This window comes from Lysobacter sp. Root983, from assembly GCF_001429345.1.
Classification (GTDB): Bacteria; Pseudomonadota; Gammaproteobacteria; order Xanthomonadales; family Xanthomonadaceae; genus Lysobacter.
This window is the reverse complement of record NZ_LMJO01000002.1, coordinates 22294-46157: the sequence shown is the minus strand read 5'-3', so window position 1 is coordinate 46157 and position 23864 is coordinate 22294. Positions and strand designations below refer to the sequence as shown.

General features: G+C 68.2%; 21 protein-coding genes and 1 pseudogene. 17 read left to right on the top strand and 5 right to left on the bottom strand.

Translation table 11 applies throughout. From position 1 onward, the window contains the following. Positions 1-397: 397 nt before the first annotated feature. Positions 398-862 (bottom strand): annotated as a pseudogene (locus tag ASE43_RS06500) (SET domain-containing protein-lysine N-methyltransferase); the annotation flags it as partial. A gap of 442 nt (positions 863-1304) precedes the next feature. Between ASE43_RS06500 and ASE43_RS06495 the strand changes: the two are divergent. The 15 genes from ASE43_RS06495 to ASE43_RS06425 all read left to right on the top strand — a co-directional run bounded on the left by ASE43_RS06495 (position 1305) and on the right by ASE43_RS06425 (position 16169). Then, entirely contained in the window at positions 1305-1775 is a 471-nt protein-coding gene (locus tag ASE43_RS06495) for an SUF system Fe-S cluster assembly regulator (RefSeq protein ID WP_056182946.1), read from the top strand. A gap of 16 nt (positions 1776-1791) precedes the next feature. Then, positions 1792-3276: a Fe-S cluster assembly protein SufB gene (gene sufB, locus ASE43_RS06490; RefSeq protein WP_057159931.1), complete on the top strand. Its 1485-nt coding sequence runs from the start codon at positions 1792-1794 to the stop codon at positions 3274-3276. Then, positions 3273-3668, top strand: a complete 396-nt coding sequence (locus tag ASE43_RS06485; protein WP_157499693.1) for an energy transducer TonB — start codon at positions 3273-3275, stop codon at positions 3666-3668. The genes sufB and ASE43_RS06485 overlap by 4 nt, the downstream gene beginning before the upstream one ends. 32 nt (positions 3669-3700) lie before the next feature. Beyond that, the gene (gene sufC, locus ASE43_RS06480) at positions 3701-4465 is read left to right on the top strand and encodes a Fe-S cluster assembly ATPase SufC (RefSeq protein ID WP_056182938.1); all 765 of its coding nucleotides are present in this window, start codon (positions 3701-3703) and stop codon (positions 4463-4465) included. 88 nt (positions 4466-4553) lie between these two features. Beyond that, a complete protein-coding gene (gene sufD / locus ASE43_RS06475) occupies positions 4554-5762 on the top strand; it encodes a Fe-S cluster assembly protein SufD (protein WP_235568662.1) in 1209 nt (402 codons plus the stop codon). Beyond that, complete coding sequence (locus ASE43_RS06470) at positions 5759-6991, top strand: cysteine desulfurase (protein ID WP_057159928.1); 1233 nt, start codon at positions 5759-5761, stop codon at positions 6989-6991. The genes sufD and ASE43_RS06470 overlap by 4 nt, the downstream gene beginning before the upstream one ends. Then, the gene (locus ASE43_RS06465) at positions 6988-7536 is read left to right on the top strand and encodes a GNAT family N-acetyltransferase (protein WP_057159927.1); all 549 of its coding nucleotides are present in this window, start codon (positions 6988-6990) and stop codon (positions 7534-7536) included. The genes ASE43_RS06470 and ASE43_RS06465 overlap by 4 nt, the downstream gene beginning before the upstream one ends. Positions 7537-7633: 97 nt before the next feature. Continuing rightward, a complete protein-coding gene (locus tag ASE43_RS06460; RefSeq protein WP_057159926.1) occupies positions 7634-7957 on the top strand; it encodes a non-heme iron oxygenase ferredoxin subunit in 324 nt (107 codons plus the stop codon). 276 nt (positions 7958-8233) lie between these two features. Continuing rightward, positions 8234-10591 (top strand): TonB-dependent receptor, encoded by a 2358-nt coding sequence (locus ASE43_RS06455; RefSeq protein ID WP_057159925.1) that lies wholly within the window; start codon positions 8234-8236, stop codon positions 10589-10591. A 64-nt stretch (positions 10592-10655) separates the two neighbouring features. After that, entirely contained in the window at positions 10656-11342 is a 687-nt protein-coding gene (locus tag ASE43_RS06450) for a Fe2+-dependent dioxygenase (protein WP_056182921.1), read from the top strand. Further along, positions 11339-12001, top strand: a complete 663-nt coding sequence (locus tag ASE43_RS06445) for a PepSY-associated TM helix domain-containing protein (protein ID WP_057159924.1) — start codon at positions 11339-11341, stop codon at positions 11999-12001. Before ASE43_RS06450 ends, ASE43_RS06445 begins: the two co-directional genes overlap by 4 nt. 16 nt (positions 12002-12017) lie before the next feature. Further along, positions 12018-12539, top strand: a complete 522-nt coding sequence (locus ASE43_RS06440) for a DUF2271 domain-containing protein (RefSeq protein ID WP_057159923.1) — start codon at positions 12018-12020, stop codon at positions 12537-12539. A gap of 123 nt (positions 12540-12662) precedes the next feature. After that, positions 12663-13472 (top strand): DUF4198 domain-containing protein, encoded by an 810-nt coding sequence (locus tag ASE43_RS06435; RefSeq protein ID WP_056182916.1) that lies wholly within the window; start codon positions 12663-12665, stop codon positions 13470-13472. 31 nt (positions 13473-13503) lie between these two features. Further along, positions 13504-14496, top strand: a complete 993-nt coding sequence (locus ASE43_RS06430) for an FAD:protein FMN transferase (RefSeq protein ID WP_057159922.1) — start codon at positions 13504-13506, stop codon at positions 14494-14496. Between the two features lie 17 nt (positions 14497-14513). Next, the gene (locus tag ASE43_RS06425) at positions 14514-16169 is read left to right on the top strand and encodes a sulfite reductase subunit alpha (RefSeq protein ID WP_057159921.1); all 1656 of its coding nucleotides are present in this window, start codon (positions 14514-14516) and stop codon (positions 16167-16169) included. Positions 16170-16456: 287 nt separating this feature from the next. Here the strand turns inward: ASE43_RS06425 and ASE43_RS06420 are convergent, their stop codons facing one another. Continuing rightward, complete coding sequence (locus ASE43_RS06420) at positions 16457-17089, bottom strand: HutD family protein (RefSeq protein ID WP_057159956.1); 633 nt, start codon at positions 17087-17089, stop codon at positions 16457-16459. Positions 17090-17371: 282 nt separating this feature from the next. Further along, positions 17372-17731, bottom strand: a complete 360-nt coding sequence (locus tag ASE43_RS06415) for a helix-hairpin-helix domain-containing protein (RefSeq protein ID WP_235567278.1) — start codon at positions 17729-17731, stop codon at positions 17372-17374. A gap of 191 nt (positions 17732-17922) precedes the next feature. On the opposite strand from ASE43_RS06415, the gene ASE43_RS06410 reads away from it, so the two are divergent. Both ASE43_RS06410 and ASE43_RS06405 read left to right on the top strand, forming a co-directional pair. Further along, on the top strand, positions 17923-19413 hold the full coding sequence (locus tag ASE43_RS06410) for a M20 family metallopeptidase (RefSeq protein WP_056182909.1): 1491 nt from the start codon (positions 17923-17925) through the stop codon (positions 19411-19413). 277 nt (positions 19414-19690) lie between these two features. Next, a complete protein-coding gene (locus tag ASE43_RS06405; protein ID WP_056182905.1) occupies positions 19691-19933 on the top strand; it encodes a GlsB/YeaQ/YmgE family stress response membrane protein in 243 nt (80 codons plus the stop codon). An 813-nt stretch (positions 19934-20746) separates the two neighbouring features. Here the strand turns inward: ASE43_RS06405 and cysN are convergent. Both cysN and cysD read right to left on the bottom strand, forming a co-directional pair. Next, positions 20747-22717: a sulfate adenylyltransferase subunit CysN gene (gene cysN / locus ASE43_RS06400; protein ID WP_057159920.1), complete on the bottom strand. Its 1971-nt coding sequence runs from the start codon at positions 22715-22717 to the stop codon at positions 20747-20749. Continuing rightward, the gene (gene cysD / locus ASE43_RS06395; RefSeq protein WP_082607143.1) at positions 22717-23709 is read right to left on the bottom strand and encodes a sulfate adenylyltransferase subunit CysD; all 993 of its coding nucleotides are present in this window, start codon (positions 23707-23709) and stop codon (positions 22717-22719) included. Before cysD ends, cysN begins: the two co-directional genes overlap by 1 nt. Positions 23710-23864: the final 155 nt, after the last annotated feature.

Genomic DNA, 23864 nt, shown 5'->3' with positions numbered 1-23864 from the left:
CCATCGGCCATTGGTACCAGCCGGCCGGCCCCGCGCCGCGGACGTGTCCGGCGCAGGAACGAGGCCCGCTTTCTACAGGAGCGGCGCCAGGCGAACGCGCTTCCTGTGGGAGCGGCGCCAGGCGAGCGCGCTTCCTGTGGGAGCGGCGTGAGCCGCGATCGCGACACCGCGAACGCGTCACAGGCATGGGTGCCGGCGCGACATCGCGCCTTCGTCGCTGGTCAGGAGGCGCGGTCGCGGCTCATGACCGAAGGAAATCCCTGTGGGACGCCGCTCCTACCCCAAAGCAGGCAAGACCGGCTGACGCGCGCGCCACTCAATCCTTCTTGGACTTCTTCTTGTCCTTCTTTTTCTTCTTGTCCTTGTCCTTCTTCTTTTTCTTCTTGTCTTTCTTGTCCTTCTTCGGCTGCAGCATCGTGCCGGTGCAGTTCTCCGAGCCGCAGCGGCACTCCCAGATCTGCTTCAGGCGCTTGGTGTGCTTCTCGGCCAGGGTGATGCCGTAGTTGTAGGACAGCTCCTCGCCCGGCGCGATCGCGCGGATGGCCTCGATGAAGACCCGGTCCTGGCGGCGGTCGTCGCCCTCGTCCTCGTCCAGCACGGCTTCGCAGTTGGGCGCGCAGCTGTGGTTGATCCAGCGCGCGCTGTTGCCTTCGAAGTTGGCGTCGATCACGTACTCGTCGTTGAGCGTGAACAGAAAGGTGTGGCCGGAGTCGGTGTCGCCGGAATCGCCCGCGTCGACCTCCTCGTGGGTGCGGCGGCGGCCTTTGTATTCGATTACGCGTTCGCCCTTGGCGATCGGGGTGACGGCGAATACGCCGTTGCCGTGGATGGCGGAACGACGGGCGGCGATCTTGCGCGGCATGCGGTAATCCAGAAGAGACGTCCGCGCATTTTGACCGCAAACGCGCGTCCGCGGCCATCGTGGTCGCGGACGCGTGCGCGAACGCGACGCGAGCCGCATTGCGCGGCCCCGTGGAGTCGCCTCCCGCGCGGGACGCCGCGTCGCATCGACCAGGTCGATATCCCCAAGGCCGCCGCAAGCCCCGGCTGCGCCGCCTCGACGCGCGCTTGCCGCCCTACCTGGCGCGAACGGATCTCCGTCCCAGCGCCGCTCCATCGCCCCTCGCCCCGCCACGTCCCGCCCCGCTGCAACCCGCCCAAACCGGTCTGCCCGCCCGGAGCGCCCCAACGCCCCGTCCGGCAAGGGGCGCGCCCCCGCCCCTGAACCGCCTGAATGCGGGCGCTGGCCCCGTCGGGCCGGAAACCGTACAATTCCGGTACGGATTAAACCGACACCCACGCCGATGCTCCGCGTCACCAAGCTCACCGACTACGCGACGGTCGTTCTGACCGTGCTCGCCGCCCAATTGGACGGCGTGCCCGATGCCGTGCTCAGCGCTTCCGAGCTGGCCGAGCGCGCCGGCCTGGAGACGCCGACGGTGAGCAAGCTGCTCAAGCCGCTGGCCCAGGCCGGCCTGGTCGAAGGCTTCCGCGGCGCCAACGGCGGCTACCGCCTGGCCCGCCCGGCCGAGCAGATCGGCCTGATCGAAATCGTCGAGGCCATGGAAGGTCCGCTCGGCATGACCGAGTGCAGTGTCCACGCCGGCAATTGCGGCATCGAACAGCAGTGCGGCGTGCGCGCCAACTGGCGCCGCATCAACGACGTCGTGGTCGAGGCCCTGCGCAGCGTGACCCTGGCGCAGATGCTGGCCCCGCCCGTGCCCCCGCCCGAACCCGACACCAGGCGCATCGCTTTGCGCCTGGCCAACGCATAGACAGTAGGCAGCCCCCATGGCCACCGACATCATCGAAACCACCTCCGTCGCGCCCGCCGCAGCGGATCTCGCCAACCGCGAGATCCACGAGCAGCTGGGCCGCCGCTACGAGGCCGGTTTCGTCACCGACATCGAGTCCGACAGCCTGCCGCCGGGCCTGAACGAGGACATCATCCGCGCGCTTTCGGCCAAGAAGGACGAACCGGAGTGGATGACCGAATGGCGCCTGGCCGCGTACCGGCATTGGCTGACCATGCCGATGCCGCACTGGGCCAAGCTCAACATCGCCCCGATCGACTTCCAGGGCGTGAGCTACTACTCCGCGCCCAAGGCCAAGTACGCCTCGCTGGACGAGGTGCCGCAGGAGCTGATCGACACCTACGACAAGCTCGGCGTGCCGCTGCACGAGCGCGCCAAGCTGGCCGGCGTCGCGGTGGACGCGGTGTTCGACTCGGTCTCGGTCGGCACCACCTACCGCAAGGAACTGGCCGACAAGGGCATCGTGTTCTGCTCGATGTCCGAAGCCATCCGCGAGTACCCGGACCTGGTCCGCAAGTACCTGGGCAGCGTGGTCCCCACCCACGACAACTATTTCGCCGCGCTCAACTCGGCGGTGTTCTCCGACGGCAGCTTCGTGTTCATCCCCAAGGGCGTGCGCTGCCCGATGGAACTGAGCACCTACTTCCGCATCAACGCCATGGGCACCGGCCAGTTCGAGCGCACCCTGATCGTGGCCGAGGACAAGAGCTACGTCAGCTACCTGGAAGGCTGCACCGCGCCGATGCGCGACGAGAACCAGCTGCACGCGGCGGTGGTCGAGCTGGTCGCGCTGGAAGACGCCGAGATCAAGTATTCCACGGTGCAGAACTGGTACCCGGGCGACGAGAACGGCGTCGGCGGCATCTACAACTTCGTCACCAAGCGCGGCGAATGCCGCGGCGCGCGCAGCAAGATCAGCTGGACCCAGGTCGAGACCGGTTCGGCGATTACCTGGAAGTACCCCTCCTGCGTGCTGCTGGGCGACGACTCCAGCGGCGAGTTCTATTCGGTCGCGCTGACCCACCACCGCCAGCAGGCCGACACCGGCACCAAGATGATCCACGTCGGCAAGCGCACCAAGTCCAAGATCGTCAGCAAGGGCATCAGCGCCGGCCGCGGCCAGAACACCTACCGCGGCCTGGTCAAGGTAGAGCGCAGCGCCGAGGGCGCGCGCAACCACACCCAATGCGACAGCCTGCTGATCGGCAAGAAGTGCGGCGCGCACACCTTCCCCTACATCGAGGTGCGCCACCCCAACGCCACCGTCGAGCATGAGGCCACCACCTCCAAGATCAGCGACGACCAGTTGTTCTATTGCCGCAGCCGCGGCATCGGCGAGGAAGACGCTGTCTCGATGATCGTCGACGGCTTCTGCAAGTCGGTGTTCAAGGAACTGCCGATGGAGTTCGCGGTGGAGGCCAAGAAGTTGTTGGAAGTGTCGCTGGAAGGGTCCGTGGGATGAAATCGTCGATGCTGGCGATCGCACTGCTCGTCTGGCCCGCTATTTCAACGGCGACGATTCCCGTTGCCCGATACCAGGAATGCCGAATCCAGGACCTCGTCGGAATCCAGCCAATACGTTTTCCTGCCGAGATAGCGGCAAAGGACGTCAAACCCAGCAAGGCGCTTCCCGCCACCTTCGGAATCAAATTCGATGGCGATGGAAACTTGTTGGAGCTGACCGTGCTGCAGTCATCGTCAGACCGATCTCTGGACAGAGCAGCGATGCACGCCATCCGATTCTCTCGTCTGACCGGCGACTGCCTAACGAAATCCCGAGGCTTGATCATCGCCAAGTACGAGTTCAACGCAAGACCGCTCCCCTCATATCCGCGTATCTTGCGGCGCCTTTGAATAGCTGCCACGCACCAATCACGAGTTCTACTATGCTGAAGATCGAAAACCTCCACGTCCGCGTCGCCGGCAAGGACATCCTCAAGGGCCTCTCGCTGGAATTGCAGCCGGGCCAGGTGCATGCGGTCATGGGGCCCAACGGCGCCGGCAAGTCGACCCTGGGCAACGTCATCGCCGGGCGCGAGGGCTACGAGGTGGTCGAGGGCTCGGTCACCTTCCAGGGCCGCGACCTGCTGGCGCTGGAGCCGGAGGAGCGCGCCGCCGCAGGCGTGTTCCTGGCGTTCCAGTACCCGGTCGAGATCGCCGGCGTCAACAACACCTATTTCCTGCGCGCCGCGCTCAACGCCCAGCGCAAGGCGCGCGGCGAGACCGAGCTGGACTCGATCCAGTTCCTCAAGCTGGTGCGCCAGAAGCTGGCCGTGCTGCACCTGAAGGACGAACTGCTCAACCGCGGCGTCAACGAAGGCTTCAGCGGCGGCGAGAAGAAGCGCAACGAGATCTTCCAGATGGCGGTGCTGGAGCCCAAGCTGGCGATCCTGGACGAAACCGACTCCGGCCTGGACATCGACGCCCTCAAGAACGTGGCCGAGGGCGTCAACGCCCTGCGCGCGCCCGACCGCGCCTTCCTGGTGATCACCCACTACCAGCGCCTGTTGGACTACATCAAGCCCGACGTGGTGCATGTGCTCGCCGACGGCCGCATCGTCGAGAGCGGCGGGCCGGAGCTGGCGCTGGAGCTGGAGGCGCACGGCTACGCCTGGCTCAAGGACCGCATCGCGCCGACCGCGGTGGCCTGACATGAGCGCCCTGCTCGACTCCTTCTCCGACGCTCTGACGCCGCTGCTGGCGCGCCAGCAGTACCACGGCCTGCGCCGCGTGCAGGCGATGGAAGCCGCGCTCCAGGCCGGCCTGCCGCATGCGCGCAGCGAAGCCTGGAAGTACACCCCGCTGCGCAACCTGGAGCGCCGTCGCTATGCCGCACCGCAGCCCGGCGTCTTCGATGCCGCCCTGCTGGCGACGATTCCGGCGCCGCGCCTGGTGTTCAACAACGGCCGCTACGACGCCGCGCTGTCCGACCTGAGCGGTCTGGCCGCCGGGGTCTCGCTGCAGCCGCTGTCGCAATTGCTCGCGGACGAGGACGCGCGCGCTTCCAACATTCTTGAACGCCGCTACGAACGTCCGGAAGAAGTCTTCGCCCGCGTGAATGCCGCACTGGCCGAAGACGGCGCCGTGCTCAAGGTCGCTAGCGGTGCGCAAGGCGGCACGGTACGGCTGGTCTTCGTGGGCGCGCCGGCGCAAGGCGGCGACGCGGCCTGGCATCTGCGCAACTTGATCGAACTGCAGGAAGGCGCTTCGCTGAGCGTGATCGAGCATCAGCTCGGCGGCGGCGAGCATAGCCACCTGGGCAACAGCCTCAGTCACGTGCATCTGTCGCCGCGCGCGACGCTCGCGCATGCGCGGGTGCAGGACGAAGCCATTGGCGCCGTGTCGATCGCGCGCACCGACGCCGTGCTCTCGCGCGAGTCGGTCTATCGCCGCCTCGATCTGGAGCTGGGCGCGGCGCTGTCGCGTCACGAACTCAACGTCGCCCTGCACGGCGAAGCCGCGCAGCTGCATGCCAACGGCGTGCTGCTGGCGACCGGCAAGCGTCACCTCGATACCCGCCTGGGCATCGATCACGTCGGCCGCGACAGCCGCTGCGACCTGGTCTGGCGCGGCATGGCCGCCGGCCGTTCGCGCGCCGCCTTCCACGGCGGCATCCTGATCCGCGAAGGCGCCGACGGCACCGCCGCGATGCTGTCGAACAAGAACCTGCTGCTGTCCGAAGGCGCCGAGATCGACACCCAGCCGGTGCTGGAGATCCATGCCGACGAGGTCCAGGCCGCGCACGGCGCGACCGTCGGCCAGCTCGACGCCAACGCCCTGTTCTATCTGCGCTCGCGCGGCCTGCCCGCCGAGCAGGCGCGCTCCCTGCTGACGGCGGCGTTCTGTCGCGAAACCCTGTCCGTGTTCGACGACGCCGAGCTACGCGCCGCCCTGGAAACGCGTCTGGACGCGGCCTTGAACGGCCTGGACGAGGGCGCTGGCGCATGAACGCCCCCGCCGTCGCCATCGACTGGAACGCCGTACGCGCCGACTTCCCGCTGCTCACGCGCGAAGTCCACGGCAAGCCGTTGATCTACCTCGACTCGGCCAACACCGGCCAGAAACCGGAAGCGGTGATCGCGGCGGTCGACGACTTCTACCGCCGCCACAACGCCAACGTCAGCCGCGCCGTGCACGCGCTGGGCACCGAGGCCACCGAGGCCTACGAGGGCGCGCGCACCAAGCTGGCCAAGTTCCTCAACGTGCGCGCCGACGAGCTGGTGCTGTGCAGCGGCACCACCTTCGCGCTGAACCTGGTCGCCTATTCCTGGGCACTGCCGCGGCTGCGGCCCGGCGACGCGATCGTGCTCACGCGCATGGAGCACCACGCCAACATCGTGCCCTGGCAGTTGGTCGCCCAGCGCACCGGCGCCACCATCAAGGTCGCCGAGATCGACGAGCTGGGCCAGCTCGATCTGCCCCAGCTGTATTCGCTGCTGACTCCGGAAGTGAAGCTGCTGGCCCTGACCCACGTCTCCAACGTGCTGGGCACGGTCAATCCGGTGCGCGAGATCTGCCGCGAGGCGCGCAAGCGCGGCATCGTCAGCGTGATCGACGGCTCGCAGGCCGCGCCGCACCGCGCGCTCGACATCGCCGCGATCGGCTGCGATTTCTACGCGATCACCGGTCACAAGATGAACGGCCCCACCGGCACCGGCGCGCTGTGGGCGCGCCGCGAGCACCTGGCACAGATGCCGCCCTTCCTCGGCGGCGGCGAGATGATCAAGGAAGTGCGCTTCGAAGGCACGGTGTTCAACGATGCGCCTCACAAGTTCGAGGCCGGCACCCCCAACATCGCCGGCTTCGTCGGCCTGGGCGCGGCGGTGGACTACCTGTCGGCGCTGGGCATGAACCACATCGAAGCGCGCGAGCAGGCCCTGCTCGACTACGCCACCCGCGCGCTGTCGGAGGTGCCCGGCCTGCGCATTTTCGGCCGCGCGCCGGAGAAGGCGGCGGTGATCAGTTTCCTGGTCGAGGGCGCGCACGCGCACGACCTGGCCACCCTGCTCGACCTGGAAGGCGTGGCGATCCGTTCCGGCCACCACTGCGCCCACCCGCTGATGCATCATCTCGGGGTGCCGGCGACCTGCCGCGCCTCGCTGGCTTACTACAATACGTTCGACGAGGTCGACGCCTTCGTCGCCGCTTTGAACAAGGTACGCACGCTGCTCGCATGAACGACACGCCCCTGAGTTTCCGCCCCGCCACTCATGCCGATACCGACGCCCTGATCGCGCTGGTCGAGTCCGCCTACCGCGGCGACAGCAGCCGGGTCGGCTGGACCACCGAGGCCGACCTGCTCGGCGGCCGCCGCACCGGCGCCGACGACATCTCCGAGTGCATCGACCGCGCGCACAGCGTGCTGCTGATCGCCGAGCGCGCCAGCGCCGACGGCGGCGCGCCGGAGCTGCTGGCTTGCGCGCATGTCGCGGTCGAGGACGGCGCCGGCTACTTCGGCCTGTTCTCGGTGCGCCCGAACCTGCAGGGCGGCGGCATCGGCAAGATCGTCCTAAACGAGGCCGAGCGCATCGCGCGCGAGGACTGGAAGCTGCCGGCGATGCGCATGACCGTGATCGACGCCCGCGAGGAACTGATCGCGTACTACGTGCGCCGCGGTTACCGCCGCACCGGCATCATCAAGCCGTTCCCCTACGGCGACGCGCGCTTCGGCTTGCCCAAGCGCGACGATCTGCGTTTCGAAGTTCTGGAAAAATTGTTTTAAGAACTGGGGTTTTGGATTGGGGATTAGAGATTCGCAAGAGCCGCTCTTTCCAATCCCGAATCCCGAATCCCGAATCCCCAATCTCGGATTTGAAACCATGGGCGACTGGGTCTTCGTTTGCGCCACCTCGCAGTTGCTGCCGGGCGAATCCACCGTGGCCTGGGACGGCGACACGCCTATCCTGGTCTGCAACTACGACGGCGATTACTACGCGCTGGAAGACAAGTGCTCGCACGAGGACTTCGAGCTCTCGGCCGGCAACTACGACGACGAGGAAGCCACGGTCGAGTGCGTGCTGCACGGGGCCAAGTTCGACATCCGCGACGGCCGCCCGCTGTGCGCGCCCGCCTACAGCCCGGTGACCAAGTTCCCGGTCAAGGTCGAGAACGACGGGGTCTGGACCCGCGACGACCGCGCCTGAGGCGGCGTAGGGCGCTTTCCTCGCCCTGAGCAGCGCGCCAATCCCCTGTCCAACGGCCGCCCGCGCGGCCTCGCGCGAGAGCGACCGATCCCCGACGGCCCCAAGGCCCGCCTGCGGTCGTCCCGCCGCGCCCGCTGCGCCGTTCCCGTCCAGCGCACACGCAAATTGCGAACGCCGCATTCACTTTTCGTTGCAAATGCGAATCGCTCTCATTAATATTCCCGGTTAACGCGGACCTGCTTGATCCGCTCCCCCATCGTCAGCCCTGGACCCCCCATGTCGACCACGAAGTTCGTCGTGTCGCCGCTCGCCGGTGCACTTGCCCTCGCCCTCAGCGTTCCCGCCATCGCGGCGCCGGCGCCGGATCCCCAAGCCAAGGATCTGGACGGCGTCGAAGTCCGTGGCGTGAAGGTGCTCAAGGCCAGCTCGGGCAAGTACACCGCGCCGCTGCGCGACACCCCGCAGACGATCACCGTGATCGACCGCAGCACCATCGACGGCCAGAACCTGCTGTCGCTGCAGGACATCCTCGCGACCCTGCCCGGCATCACCTTCGGCGCCGGCGAAGGCGGCGGCGGCTTCGGCGACAAGATCAACCTGCGCGGCTTCGACGCCAGCAACGACATCACCGTCGACGGCGTGCGCGACAGCGGTCTGTACAGCCGCACCGATCCGTTCAACCTGGAATCGGTGGAAGTCATCAACGGCGCCAACTCGGTCTACTCGGGCGCGGGCTCGGTGGCCGGCACCATCAACCTGGTCAGCAAGTCCGCCGGCGCGACCGAATTCAACCGCGCCAGCATCGCCGCCGGCACCGACGACTACGCCCGCGTCACCGCCGACAGCAACTTCCTGCTGGGCGAAAGCAGCGCGTTCCGCATCAACGTGATGGCGCACCAGAACGACATCCCGGGCCGCGACGTCGAGCGCAACGAGCGTTGGGGCATCGCGCCCTCGCTGAGCTTCGGCCTGGGCAGCGACACCACCTGGACCTTGAACTACGTCCACCAGGAAGACGACAACATCCCCGAATACGGCGTGCCGTTCTTCAACGGCGGTCCGTTGCCGGGCATCGATCCGTCGACCTACTACGGCTACAAGAACATCGACCAGCAGGAAATCGAGTACGACTCGCTGACCTCGATCCTGGAGCACCGCTTCAGCGACACCATGAAGGTGCGCAACCTGACGCGCTGGCAGCAGGTCGACCAGTTCTCGCTGGTGGACGCGGTGCAGGGCACCTGGTGCATGCCCAACGGCCTGACTCCGCTCGGCGTCGCCTGCCCGGCCGGCGTGGCCCCGGGCCGCTACCTGCCCAGCGGCCCGCGCGGTTTCGGCCGCGACACCCGCAATACCACCCTGTACACCCAGACCGACCTGACCACCGAGTTCAACACCGGTTCGGTGCAGCACACCCTGGTCGCGGGCTTCTCGGTGATGCACGAGAGCTTCGACCTCGACACCACCAGCGATTTCCGCAACGCCGACGGCACGAACCCGTACATCAACGGCCTGCCGACGATGGACATGTTCCATCCGGACAACGTCTACCGCGGCCCGATCAACCGCACCCTGACCGGTCGCACCGAAGGCGAACTCGACAACCAGGCCGTCTACGTCTTCGATACGATCAAGTTCAGCGAGCAGTGGCTGCTGAGCCTGGGCGCGCGCTACGAGCACAACGAAGGCAAGACCAACACCGCCACCGTGGTGCTGGCGCCGACCACCGTGGGCGCGCCGCTGCCGGCGCAGCCGATCGGCACTGTCACCGGCTACGGCGTGCCGGCCAAGAACACCGACGACCTGTTCTCCTACCGCGCCGGCCTGGTCTACAAGCCGGTCGAAAACGTCAGCGTGTACGCCGCCTACGGCAACTCCAAGACGCCGTCCAAGGCCTCGGTCAACGGTTCCTGCACCCTGACCAGCACCACCGGCACCGCCAACTGCACGGTCGATCCGGAAACCGCGGTCAACTACGAAATCGGCGCCAAGTGGGATCTGTTCGAGGGTCGTCTGGCGCTGACCGGTTCGCTGTTCCGCAACGATCGTAAGAACTATCGCGTCAACGATCCGGTCAACCCGTTGAATCCCACCGGCCAACAGGCCCTCGACGGCCGCGCTCGCGTCGATGGTCTGATGCTGGGGCTGTCCGGCCTCATCACCGACCATTGGGCGGTCTATGCGAACTACGCCTACCTGGACAGCGAAGTGCTGCGCGGCGTTTCGCAGTTCTGCCTGGGCACCCCCGGCCCCGCTAACGGCTGCGCCAACTCGGCTGCCGTGCGCGATCCAACCCGCGGCGACCGCCTGTTGAACGTGCCGGAGCACTCCTTCAGCCTGTGGACCACCTACGACCTGTCGCCGAAGTGGCAGATCGGCTACGGCGCGACCTACCAGGGCAAGATCTGGCTGACCCAGCACAGCGCGACCAACCTCAACGGCCCACTGGTGACCGCCGACAGCTATTGGACCCACCGTGCGATGGTCAATTACAAGATCAACCGCAACGCCGCCCTCCAGCTCAACGTCAGCAATCTGGCCGACGAGGAGTACTACACCCGCATCCGCAACAACGGCTGGGCGACGCCGGGCGAGGCGCGCCAGGTGGTATTGAGCGCCAACTTCACGTTCTAATCCGGACTTCCATAGTCCGCGCGCGCCGCCCGGGACCTCCCGGGCGGCCGCATTGAGGAAGACCATGCTGCTGCACGTGCCCAAAGTCCTCAGCCCCGAACAGGTCGCGCACTGCCGCGAGCGGCTGGCGCAGGCCGGCTGGGCCGACGGCCGCATCACCGCCGGCTACCAGTCGGCCAAGGCCAAGGACAACGCGCAGCTGCCTGAGAACGACCCGGTCGCGCGCGAGCTGGGCGCGATCATCCTCGACGCCCTGGCCAAGAACCCGACCTTCTTTTCCGCGGCCCTGCCGCAGCGGGTGTTCCCACCACTGTTCAACCGCTACGAAGGCGGCCAGGCCTTCGGCTTCCACGTCGACAACGCCATCCGCTACGACCGCAGCCGCGGCGGCATGGACACCGTGCGCACCGATCTGTCGGCGACCCTGTTCCTGAGCGCGCCGGAGGAATACGACGGCGGCGAGCTGGTGATCGAGGACACCTACGGCAGCCACAGCATCAAGCTGGCGGCCGGCGATCTGGTGCTCTACCCCGGCACCAGCCTGCACAAGGTCACCCCGGTCACGCGCGGCGCGCGCCTGGCCTCGTTCTTCTGGATCCAGAGCCTGCTGCGCGAGGACGCGCAACGCCGGCTGATGTTCGAACTCGACGTCTCGATCCGCCGCCTCACCGCCGACGTGCCCGAGCATCCGGCGCTGGTGCAGCTGACCGGCGTGTACCACAACCTGCTGCGTCGCTGGAGCGAGCCTTGAGCGCCAACGACGCCGCCGCGCGCGCGCGCGACTCCAAGGCCAAGGCCGGCGATCCGAACCGGCGCGCGTATTGGCTCAAGACCCTGCACCGTTGGCACTGGATCAGCGCGGCGCTGAGCCTGTTCGCGCTGCTGATCTTCGCGGCCACCGGCATCACCCTCAACCATGCCGCCCAGATCGAGGCCGAGCCGCAGGTGGTCACGGTCAAGGACACTCTGCCGGCCAGCGCCCTGCGCGGCCTGCAAGGCGAGCGCGCGGTCGACGCGCCGCTGCCGGCCGGCGCGCGCGACTGGATCGAGGCGCAGCTGGGCGTGAATACCGAAGGCCGCAGCGTGGAATGGTCGGACGGCGAGGTCTACGTCTCGCTGCCGCGTCCCGGCGGCGACGCCTGGCTCAGCATCGACCGCGAAAGCGGCGCGATCGAATACGAAGTCACTCGCCGCGGCTGGATCGCCTGGCTCAACGACCTGCACAAGGGCCGCAACACCGGCGCGGTCTGGCGCTGGTTCATCGATCTGTTCGCGGTCGCCTGCCTGCTGTTCGCGCTCACCGGCCTGTGGCTGCTGCAGCTGCATGCGCGCCAGCGCGGCAAGACCTGGCCGCTGGTCGCCGCGGGCGTGGCGATACCGGCGCTGCTGATCGTCCTTTTCATGCATTGAACCCCTGGAGACCGCGATGAAGTTGTTGCCCCGCACCGCACTGATCGTCGCCCTGGCGATGCCGGTGTCGGCGTTCGCCGCCGACCTCGACCTCAGCATCGAAATCCCGCGCCTGAAGGTCGCCGAGTACCACCGTCCCTACGTCGCGGCCTGGATCGAACGTCCCGACAACAGCGTCGCCGCCGATCTGGCGGTCTGGTACGACGTGGACATGAAGAACGGCGAAGGCACCAAGTGGCTGAAGGACATCCGCCAGTGGTGGCGGCGCAGCGGCCGCAGCCTGAAGATGCCGGTCGACGGCGTCAGCGGCGCGACCCGCGCGGTCGGTCAGCACACCCTGAACTTCAAGGGCGGCAGCAAGCCCTTGGCCGGTCTCGCGCCGGGCCAGTACACCCTGGTGGTCGAAGCCGCACGCGAAGTCGGCGGCCGCGAACTGCTGAGCATTCCGTTCCAGTGGCCGGCCAAGGGCGGCGCGCAGAACCTGTCGGCGCAGGGCAAGACCGAGCTGGGCGCGGTGCGTCTGGCGGTTAAGCCTTGAGATTCGGGATTCGAGATTCGGGATTCGTGTAAGCGCTAAATCGCGCTCCCGGTTTCGACCCGCATTCCACGCCATCGCTGTTACGAATCCCGAATCCCCAATCTCCAATCCCGGATTTCAACCATGAAAATCAAACTCATCGCCGCCGCCGCGATTGCCGCGCTCGGTTTCGCCACCTCGGCGCAGGCGCATAAGGCCTGGCTGCAGCCGTCGCAGACCGTGTTCTCCGACAAGGGCGCCTGGCTCACGGTCGACGCGGCCGTGTCCAACGACCTGTTTTACTTCAACCACGTGCCGCTGCCGCTGGAACGTCTGCGCATCACCGCGCCGGACGGCAGCGCGGTGCAGGCGCAGAACGCGTCCACCGGCAAGCTGCGCAGCGTGTTCGACGTCGAGCTGGCGCAGGAAGGCACCTACAAGATCGCGATGGTCAACGAGGGCATGTTCGCCAGCTACAAGCTCGGCGGCGAGGCCAAGCGCTGGCGCGGCAAGGCCGAGGACTACAAAGCCGGCATCCCGGCCGGCGCGACCGAAATCAGCGCCTCGGAAAGCCTGGGCCGGGTCGAGACCTTCGCCACCGTCGGCTCGCCGACCACCACCGTGTTCAAGGCCAGCGGCAAGGGCATCGAGCTGGTGCCGGTGACCCACCCCAACGATTTGTTCGCCGGCGAGAAGGCCACCTTCCAGCTGCTCGTCGACGGCAAGCCGGCGGCGGGCCTGAAGATCGAAGTGGTGCCGGGCGCGACCCGCTACCGCGATCAGCAGAACGAGATCCACCTGACCAGCGGCGCCGACGGCAAGTTCGAAGTGAACTGGCCACAGGCCGGCATGTACTGGCTGGAGACCGCCAGCGAGGACGCCAAGACCACGCTGCCGGACGCCAAGCAGCGCCGTCTGAGCTACGTCGCCGTGTTCGAAGTGCTGTCGCAGTAAATCGGCCGACGTGCAACCGCCTGAGATCCGCATGAGCTGGAGCGGCACGAGCTGGGGCGGCAGCGCGCCGGCCGCGCGCGCCGTGCACGCGCTCGCGGGCCACAGCATGGGCACGCAATGGTCGGTGAAGCTGGTGGCCGATGCCGCCGCGCTGCCGGAACTGGAGCGCGGCATCCAGGCCTGTCTGGACGAAGTCGTGGCCCAGATGAGCACCTGGGAAGCGGACTCGGACGTCAGCCGCTACAACCGCGCCGAGGCCGGCACCGTGCAGACCCTGCCCGACGGTTTCCACGCGGTGCTGGACGCGGCGCTGAAACTCGCCGCCGACAGCGGCGGCGCCTACGACCCCACGATCGGGCCGCTGGTCAATCTGTGGGGCTTCGGCCCCGACGGCGCGCGCGAGTCGGCGCCGTCGGACGCGCAGATCGCCCAGGCGCAGGCGCGCGTGGGCTGGCAGCGGGTCGGTTTCGATCCGCACGCGCGCACCGCCACCCAGGCCGGCGGCAGCTATCTGGATTTCTCTTCGATCGCCAAGGGCTACGGCGTCGATCGCGTGGCGCAGTGGCTGGGCGAGCGCGGCATCGACGCGTTTCTGGTCGAGGTCGGCGGCGAACTCTACGGCCGCGGCCGCAAACCCGACGGCAGCGCCTGGCGGATCGCGGTCGAACGCCCCGGCGACGACGCCGGCGACGAGGGCGCCGCTGTGTTGGCGCTGGACGGTTTCGCGATTGCGACCTCGGGCGATTATCGGCGCTACTTCGATCACGATGGCCGTCGTTACTCGCACACCGTCGATCCGCGCAGCGGCCGGCCGGTGACGCATGCGCTGGCCTCGGTCAGTGTGTTGCATCCGCAGTGCATGCAGGCCGACGGCCTGGCCACCGTGCTCGCGGTGCTGGGCCCGCAGGCCGGCATGGCCTACGCCAACCGTCGCCAGCTCGCGGCGATGTTCGTGCTGCACGACGGCGACGGTTTCCTGACCCGGATGACGCCGGCCTTCATCGCGCGCCAGCGCGCGGCTTGAGCGCGCACGAATCGCCTATGTCTGTTTCCGAATCCTCGTCCACCGCAAGGCGTATCGACGCCAGCACCGTCGGCAATGCGCTGGTGCTGCTGGCCCTGATCGTGCTGGCTTATCTGCTGCTGCGCTGGCAGGCCGAGCCGGTGCGTTGGCTCGCGCCGGAGCGCACGCGTCTGCTGTGGGCGGCGGGATTGGCGACGGCCTATGCCGCCTTCGTCGGTGGCGTCGCCTGGGCGCGCGCGCGTCGCGCGCGTGCGCAAGCGCTGCCGCAGGCCTCCGCGCACGCCGCCCATGAGTGGTTGATCGCCTTCGCCAGCCAGACCGGCCATGCCGAATTCCTGGCGCGCCGCAGTTGGCAGACCCTGGCCGACAGCGGCGTCGGCGCCGATATCCGCATGCTGGGCGGCTTGGATGCGGCCGCGCTCGCGCGCTACCGCCAGGTCTTGTTCGTGGTCAGCACCACCGGCGAAGGCGACGCGCCGGACACCGCCGCGCGCTTCGTACGCCTCGTGCTGGGCACCCCCGCCGCCCTGACAGGCCTGCGCTACGGCGTGCTGGCGCTGGGCGACCGTCAGTACGAGCAGTTCTGCAGCTTCGGCCACCGCCTCGACCATTGGCTGCGCCATGCCGGCGCCGAGCCGATGTTCGATCTGGTCGAAGTCGACGACGGCGACCCCGGCGCGCTGCGTCATTGGCAGCATCATCTGGGCCTGCTCGCGGGGCATACCGAACTGCCGGACTGGAGCGCGCCCGCCTACCGGCCGTGGCGACTGAGCGCACGCACGCAGCTCAATCCCGGCAGCCTCGGCGGGCCCGCTTTCCATCTCGCGCTCACGCCGGAACACGCCGCCGATCTGCGATGGCAGGCCGGCGATATCGCCGAGATCGGTCCGCGCAACGGCGAGGCCGATGTGGCCGCGTGGCTGCTCGCCGCAAATCAGGACGGCACGGTCACGGTCGACGCGGACGGCGAAGCCGACACGCTGGCCGCGCTGTTGCGGCGCTCGCGCTTGCCGGACGCGATCGCGATGCAGGCGCTGGCGCCGCAGGCCGTCGCTGACGCGCTGCAGGCCTTGCCGCATCGCGAGTATTCGATCGCCTCGCTGCCCGCCGACGGCAGCCTGCAGTTGCTAGTGCGGCAGATGCGCCAGCCCGACGGACGCCTGGGCAGCGGCAGCGGCTGGCTGACCGCCCACGCAGGCATCGACGAACGTATCGACCTACGCATCCGCGCCAATCCCTCCTTCCACGCGCCGGCCGATGCGCGGCCGCTGATGCTGATCGGCAACGGCACCGGCATCGCCGGCCTGCGCGCGCTGCTGAAGGCCCGCGTCGCCGCCGGGCATACGCGCAACTGGCTGCTGTTCGGCGAACGCAGCGCGGCGCACGACTACCACTACCGCGACGAGCTCGAAGCCTGGCTGCGCGATGGCGCCATCGAACGCATCGACCTGGCGTTCTCGCGCGACGGCAGCGAACGCGTGTACGTGCAGCAGCGCCTGCGCGAGCACAGCGCGCGCGCGCGCGAATGGCTGGACGGCGGGGCGGCGGTTTACGTCTGCGGCAGCCTGGAAGGCATGGCGCCGGCGGTGGACGCGGTGCTGCGCGAGATCGTGGGATTGGAGGCGTTGGAAGCGATGGCGCTGGATGGGCGTTACAGGCGCGACGTGTACTGAGTCGCTCAGGCGCCTAGCCCGGTGGAGTGGCGCGTCGGTTGTTGGCTACTGGGGTCGCGCGGTTCGCGCGGGTCGTCGGCCATGGTTCGACTAGTTCACCACCAACGGCTAGTGACGTTGCGCCACTCGTGTCGTTGCATGGCTCGCCTCACTACGCCGCCCCACGTTTCCTCCCCCTTTGGAAAAGGGGGATTGAGGGGGATTTGCTCTTAAGACCGCGCAGCTTCGCCACTCACGGCTCGACTAGCTCATCACGAACAGCTCAGGCAGCGCACCAAGCGGACGCATCACTCGACAACCCGCGCCACCCGCACCAGCAACACCTCGCCACCGCCCTCCAGCACCGCGCGCAAACGCGCAGCGCCCGCCGCCAGCACCGCGGTATCGCCCGCCGCCAGCGGCGGCAGGCCGGTGTCGTCGGCGAAGCGGGCTTGCCCCGCGATCAGGTGCACGGCCCAGGTCTGGCCGGGCTCGGCGAAGATCACCATCGGCCCGACCAGCGGGCGATGCCAGAGCTGCGCCTGCACGCGCTCGCGCCGCCACATCAGGTTGAAATCGTGGGTGGTGCCGTCGATCAGTTCGCCGTGCACGACGCGCTCCCCGGCGAAGCGCAGCTTGTCGTGCGGCGGCAGCAGTTCGTGCAGCTCGCCGTCGTCGAAGCGCAGGCGCAGGCCGTTGCCGCTGAGCAGCACCAGTTCGCGGTCGATGCCCGGAAACGCCGAGAACGCGGCGTCGCGCTCGATTTCGGCGATCGACAGCCGCCAATCCCAGTCCTCGCCGTCCGCCGGGCGCGCCGCCGCATCCAGGCGCAGGATTTCGCGGGTCCAGCCGAGTTGGTTGCGCCAGCGTTCGCGCCGGTATTCGTTGGCCGGGATCGCCCAACAACGCCCGCCCTGGGCGGTATCCGCTTCGTCTGTCATCGCCATCGCTGTGGTCGGCCTGGATGGCGCAGAGTCTAACCAGCACGGCGACCGCGCGCGGGCCGCGGCAGACCCTGTCGACGATTTCGAGCGTGAGCCGGCACCGCGACCGGGCCGCTCACGGCGCGCCACCGCGGCGGCACGCCACAAATAGCGCCGCCGCCCACGGATCCTTCCGTGGACGGGCGGCTCACATCCTTGTCCAGGGCTCTCCCCCTGCATTCGTCGGGCGTCCTGCCCGTGCGTTGTCAGCCACCGCATCCATGCGGGACCGACGGTTCCTCAGCGGCGGTTGGCCGCGCGCTGCGCGCTGCCGCCGCCGACGGCCGGCGCAGCGGGCTTGCGCGCCGGTGCTGCCTCGCCGATGACGATGCGGTCGCGATTCTTTTCCACGGTCTTCAGGCCGATGCCCTTGACCAGGGCCAGCTGTTCGGGGCTGCGGAAGGCGCCGTTGGCCTTGCGGTAGGCGACGATGGCCTCGGCCTTGGAGGCGCCGACATTGAGCAGGACGCGGTCCAAGGTGGCGACGTCGGCGCTGTTGATATTGACCTGTTCGGCGGCCAGGGCGCTGCCGGCGAACAGCAGCGACAGCAGCAGCGCACGGAGGGCGAGCGCGAGGACGTTCATCTTGTTCAGCTCCATGGAGTGGATTCCGTTCCGATACCGGGCGGTGGGAGGGTCCGCCGGGGGATTCGGTCTCCGCGACTCGATGGGGTCAGCGTATCGCCGCGGCCTTGCGGAAAAAGCCAGCGGATGCCGCGTCGCAGGGTAGGAAAAGTCCTACAGGGCCGGGAGGCGTAAACTTGCGGGTCTTACCCCCACGAGGCCCTTCGATGGACGCCAGCAAGGTCGACCGCTACGTCGGCGAAAAATGGGACGACGAAATCGTCCCGCAACTGGTTGAATACATTCGTATTCCCAACAAATCGCCGATGTTCGATGCGGACTGGGTCCAGCACGGCTACATGGACGACGCGGTCAAGCTGATGGAGTCCTGGGCGCGCGCCCAGACCATCCCGGGCATGCAGGTCGAGGTGGTGCGCCTGGAAGGCCGCACCCCGCTGATCTTCATCGACATCCCGGCCGCGCACGGCGGCAGCGACGAGGATTGCGTGCTGCTGTACGGCCACCTCGACAAGCAGCCGGAGATGACCGGCTGGGACGCCGACCTCGGCCCCTGGACCCCGGTCATCAAGGGCGACCGCCTGTACGGCCGCGGCGGCGCCGACGACGGCTACGCGATCTTCGGCTCGTTGGCCGCGATCATGGCCCTGCAGGAACAGCAGCTGCCGCACGCGCGCTGCGTGATCCTGATCGAGGCCTGCGAGGAATCCGGCAGCTACGACCTGCCGGCCTACGTCGATCACCTCGCCGAGCGCATCGGCAAGCCGTCGCTGGTGGTGTGCCTGGATTCGGGCTGCGGCAACTACGAGCAGCTGTGGTGCACGACCTCGCTGCGCGGCCTGGCCGGCGGCAACTTCACGGTCAAGGTGCTCAGCGAAGGCGTGCACTCCGGCGACGCCTCCGGCATCGTGCCCTCGAGCTTCCGCCTGCTGCGTCAACTGCTGTCGCGCCTGGAAGACGAGACCAGCGGCAAGATCCTGGTCGAAGGCCTGTACGTGGACGTGCCCGAGGAACGCCTGGAGCAGGCGCGCCAGGCCGCCAAGGTGCTGGGCAACGCGGTCTACGACAAGTTCCCGTTCCTGCCCGGCATGCAGCCGATGGCCAGCGAACTGTCGGAGCTGGTGCTCAACCGCACCTGGCGCCCGGCGCTGTCGGTGACCGGCGTGGACGGCATGCCGCCGCTGTCGTCGGCCGGCAACGTGCTGCGCCCGCACACCTCGGTCAAGCTCAGCCTGCGCCTGCCGCCGACCCTGGACGGCAAGCGCGCGGGCGAGCTGCTGAAGGAAGTGCTGGAGCGCGACCCGCCCAACGGCGCGCAGGTGACGATGGAACTGGAGAAGGCTTCGACCGGTTGGAACGCGCCGGCGCAGTCGCCCTGGCTGACCCGCGCGATCGACGCCTCCAGCCGCGATTTCTTCGGCCAGCCGGCGATGTACATGGGCGAAGGCGGCACGATTCCGTTCATGGGCATGCTCGGCGAGAAGTTCCCCGGCGCGCAGTTCATGATCACCGGCGTGCTCGGCCCGCATTCCAATGCGCACGGTCCGAACGAGTTTCTGCACATCCCGATGGGCAAGCGCGTGACCGCCTGTGTCGCGCGCGTGGTGGCCGAACATCACGCCGCCAGTCAGCGCGGCGAAACCAGCGGCGTGGCCGCAGTCGCCGGCGGCGAGCAGCACGGCGATCACGGCTGCTGCTGATCGCGCAGGTCACGGGCCGGATCTCGACGATCCGGCCCGTCGTACACGGACCACGGACGCAGCGCACGACGCCATCGTCATGCTTGGCGCCGCGCGCTGCGACCGGCCGGATCCCGACAGCGTCTTGCGTGCCTGGCCGCGTGGCCGCCGCCGCTCCCGGCCCTAGGCAATATCGTCCGGCCCCTCCGCAGCGCCCCTGCTGCGCCGCGACACGGCGCTCACCGCCACGACTGCTAGGATTCCCGGGCGTCACCACGACCCTGAGGAGGGGAACGCTATGGGCGGTATCGTTTATACGATCATCATCGGTGCGGTCATCGGTGTGCTGGCTCGTTTCTTCAAACCGGGTGCCGATCCGATGGGGTGGATCCTGACCATCCTGCTGGGCATCGCCGGCGCCTACGTCGGCAGCCTGCTGTACGTGGGCGGCGGCATGATCGGCTTCATCGTCTCGATCATCTGCGCCATCGTGCTGTTGTTCCTCTACGAGATCATCCGCAGCAAGACGGCGAAACGCTGATCCGGCGTCGGTCGTGCGAGAGGACGCCCCGGCTTCGGCTGGGGCGTTTGCGTTTGGGGGATGAGGAGGGTCTCGTGGCAAAAATCGAGCGCCCAGATCCTTGACGTCGCTGCTCGCGCTTGCGGCGACCGAAGGAAGCGCGATGCCGAGTAGGTGCCCGCGGGACGGATGAGGGCAGCGGGATCAAGTGGGAGTGGCGCGGCCCTCACCCCAACCCCTCTCCCGCAGGCGGGAGAGGGGCTTAAGCGTGGAAGGCCGATGGCCGGGAAGCGCTGCGCGTCAGCCCAAAGTGCAACGCCGNCCAACCCCTCTCCCGCAGGCGGGAGAGGGGCTTAAGCGTGGAAGGCCGATGGCCGGGAAGCGCTGCGCGTCAGCCCAAAGTGCAACGCCGAGTAGGTGCCCGCAGCGCAAATGAGGGCAACAGGATCAAGTGGGAGTGGCGCGGCTGCCCTCACCCCAACCCCTCTCCCGCAGGCGGGAGAGGGGCTTAAGCGTGGAAGGCCGATGGCCGGGAAGCGCTGCGCGTCAGCCCAAAGTGCAACGCCGAGTAGGTGNCTACCGCTTCGCGGCGGCGATGGGCGGCTGCCCTCACCCCAACCCCTCTCCCGCAGGCGGGAGAGGGGCTTAAGCGTGGAAGGCCGATGGCCGGGAAGCGCTGCGCGTCAGCCCAAAGTGCAACGCCGAGTAGGTGTCCGCAGCGCGATGAGGGCAGCGGGATCAAGTGGGAGTCGTGCGGCCCTCACCCCAACTCCTCTCCCGCATGCGGGAGAGGGGCTTAGGCGTGAAAGGCCGATGGCCGGCAAGCGCTGCGCGTCAGCCCAACAAGCGATCGATCACCCGCTGCGCCAGGTCCCCGGCGTCCTGCTCCACCGTGTTTAGCACCAGCTCCGGCGCTTCCGGCGCCTCGTAGGGCGAATCGATGCCGGTGAAGTTGGGGATCTTGCCCGCGCGGGCCTTGGCGTACAGCCCCTTCACGTCGCGCCCCTCCGCCACCGCCAGCGGCGTGTCGACGTAGACCTCGACGAACTCGTCCGGCCCGAACAATTCGCGCGCCATGCGGCGTTCGGCGCGGAACGGCGAGATGAAGCTGACCAGCACGATCAGGCCGGCGTCGGTCATCAGGCGCGCGACTTCGGCGACGCGGCGGATGTTCTCGACGCGGTCCTCGTCGGTGAAGCCCAGGTCCTTGTTGAGGCCGTGGCGCACGTTGTCGCCGTCGAGGATGTAGGTGTGATGGCCGAGTGCGTGCAGGCGCTTCTCGACCAGATTGGCGATGGTCGATTTGCCCGAACCCGACAAGCCGGTGAACCACACGCAGCGCGGCGTCTGCGCCTTGCTGCGCGCGCGCGCGGCCTTGTCGACATCGACGTGCTGCCAATGGATGTTGCCGGCGCGGCGCAGGGCGAAATCGAGGGTGCCGGCGGCGACGGTGGCGTTGTCCTCGCGGTCGATCAGGATGAAACCGCCGAGCGCGCGATTGTCGCGGTAGGCCTCGAACGCGACCGGCTGATCGAGGTTGAGGTTGCAGTAGGCGACCTCGTTGAGTTCCAGATGCTTGGCGGCGAGCTGGGCCTGGGTGTTCACGTCGATCTTGTGTTTGATCTCGGTGACGGTGGCGCTGACCGTGCGCGTGCCGATCTTGAGCCAGTACGGACGGCCCGGCAGCAGCGGGCTCTCGCCCATCCACAGCAGGTGGGCGGCGAACTGGTCGGCGACCTGGGCTGGCGCGTCCGCGGAGGCGATCACGTCGCCGCGACTGATGTCGAGCTCGTCGTCCAAGGTCAGCGTGACCGCCTGGCCGACGCCGGCGACCTCGAGATCGCCACCGGCCGTGACGATGCGCGCGACCCTGGAACGCCGGCCCGAGGGCAGCGCCGCGATCTCGTCGCCGGGCCGCACCACGCCCGCGGCCACGGTGCCGGCGAAGCCGCGGAAGTTCTGATTCGGGCGATTCACCCATTGCACCGGCAGACGGAAGCCGACCTCGACCTCGTCGCGCGCGACGTCCACGGTTTCCAGATGCTCGAGCACGCTGACGCCGTCGTACCAGGGCATGGCCTGCGAGCGCTGCAGCAGGTTGTCGCCACGCAGCGCCGACAGCGGAATCGCCGTGACCTGGGCGATGCCGCGTTGCGCCGCGAGTTCGCGGTACTCGGCGACGATGGCCTCGAACACCGCCTGGTCGTAGCCGACCAGGTCCATTTTGTTGACCGCCAGCAGCACGTGACGGATACCAAGCAGCGCGGCGATGTAGGTGTGGCGACGGGTCTGGGTCAGCAGGCCCTTGCGCGCGTCCACCAGCACCACGGCCAGGTCGGCGGTGGAAGCGCCGGTGGCCATGTTGCGGGTGTACTGCTCGTGGCCCGGGCAGTCGGCGACGATGAACTTGCGCCGCTCGGTGCCGAAATAGCGGTAGGCGACGTCGATGGTGATGCCCTGCTCGCGCTCGGCGGCCAGGCCGTCGACCAGCAGCGCGTAATCGATCTCGCCGTTCTGGGTGCCGTGGCGGCGGCTGTCGGCGTTGAGCGCGGCCAACTGGTCGTCGAACAGCAGGCGGGTATCGTGCAGCAGGCGCCCGATCAGGGTGCTCTTGCCGTCGTCGACGCTGCCGCAGGTGATGAACCGCAGCAGGCCCTTGGATTCGTGCAGGCGCAGGTACTCGACGACTTTGTCGCCGACGGGGTTGGGGATTCGGGATTGGGGATTCGCAACAGCGGTCCCCGCATCCGAACCTGCTCCAGCCTTCCCGAATCCCGAATCCCGAATCTCGAATCCCGGCCTCATCAGAAATAGCCCTCCTGCTTCTTCTTCTCCATCGAGGCGGAGGGGTCGTGGTCGATCACCCGGCCCTGACGCTCGGAGGTGGTCGCCACCAGCATCTCGGCGATGATCTGCTCCAGGGTCTCGGCCTCGGACTCGATCGCGCCGGTCAGCGGATAGCAGCCCAGGGTGCGAAAGCGCACCTTGCGCAGCTGCGGGGTTTCGCCCGGCCGCAGCGGCAGACGCTCGTCGTCGACCAGGATCAGGGCGCCGTCGCGCTCCACCACCGGACGTTCGGCGGCGAAGTACAGCGACGGCACCGGGATCTTCTCGCGGTAGATGTAGAGCCAGACGTCCAGTTCGGTCCAGTTCGAGATCGGAAACACGCGCACGCTCTCGCCGCTGCGGATGCGGGTGTTGTAGAGATTCCACAGCTCGGGACGCTGGTTCTTGGGGTCCCAGCGGTGCTGTTCGTTGCGGAACGAGAAGATGCGCTCCTTGGCACGCGACTTCTCCTCGTCGCGGCGCGCGCCGCCGATCGCGGCGTCGTGGCGCGCCGCATCCAGCGCCTGCTTCAGGCCCTGGGTCTTCATCACATCGGTGTGCACGCTGGCGCCGTGGCTGATCGGACCGATCCCACGCGCCAGGCCGTCGGGGTTGGTGTGCACGCGCAGGTCGATGCCGGTCTCGGCGGCGCGGCGGTCGCGGAAGGCGATCATCTCGCGGAACTTCCAGCCGGTGTCCACGTGCAGCAGCGGGATCGGCGGGCGTGCCGGATGGAAGGCCTTGAGCAGCAGGTGCAGCAGCACCGAGCTGTCCTTGCCCACCGAGTACAGCATCACCGGGTTACGGAATTCGGCCGCTACTTCCCGAAGGATATGAATGCTTTCGGCTTCGAGGCGGTCTAGGTGGCTCAGGTCCAAGGTCGGGCTCGTGGCTGCGGGGCGTGCGTAGGCGCCGCGCCGGGGCCCGGCGCGACCGGGACTATCTGACCACAGAAGGGAATCGGGAGACATGCCAGCGGCGACGCACCTGCGAACGGGCCGCCATTAGGCCGCCCCGGCCGGCGTGCCCGGAAATGAGCGCAGGGCATGAACGCATAACGCAGCATCCTTTCCGCGCGTCTCGCGCGGGGCCTAGCCTGCAGGCTCCGAACCTTGCCGTTCCCTGC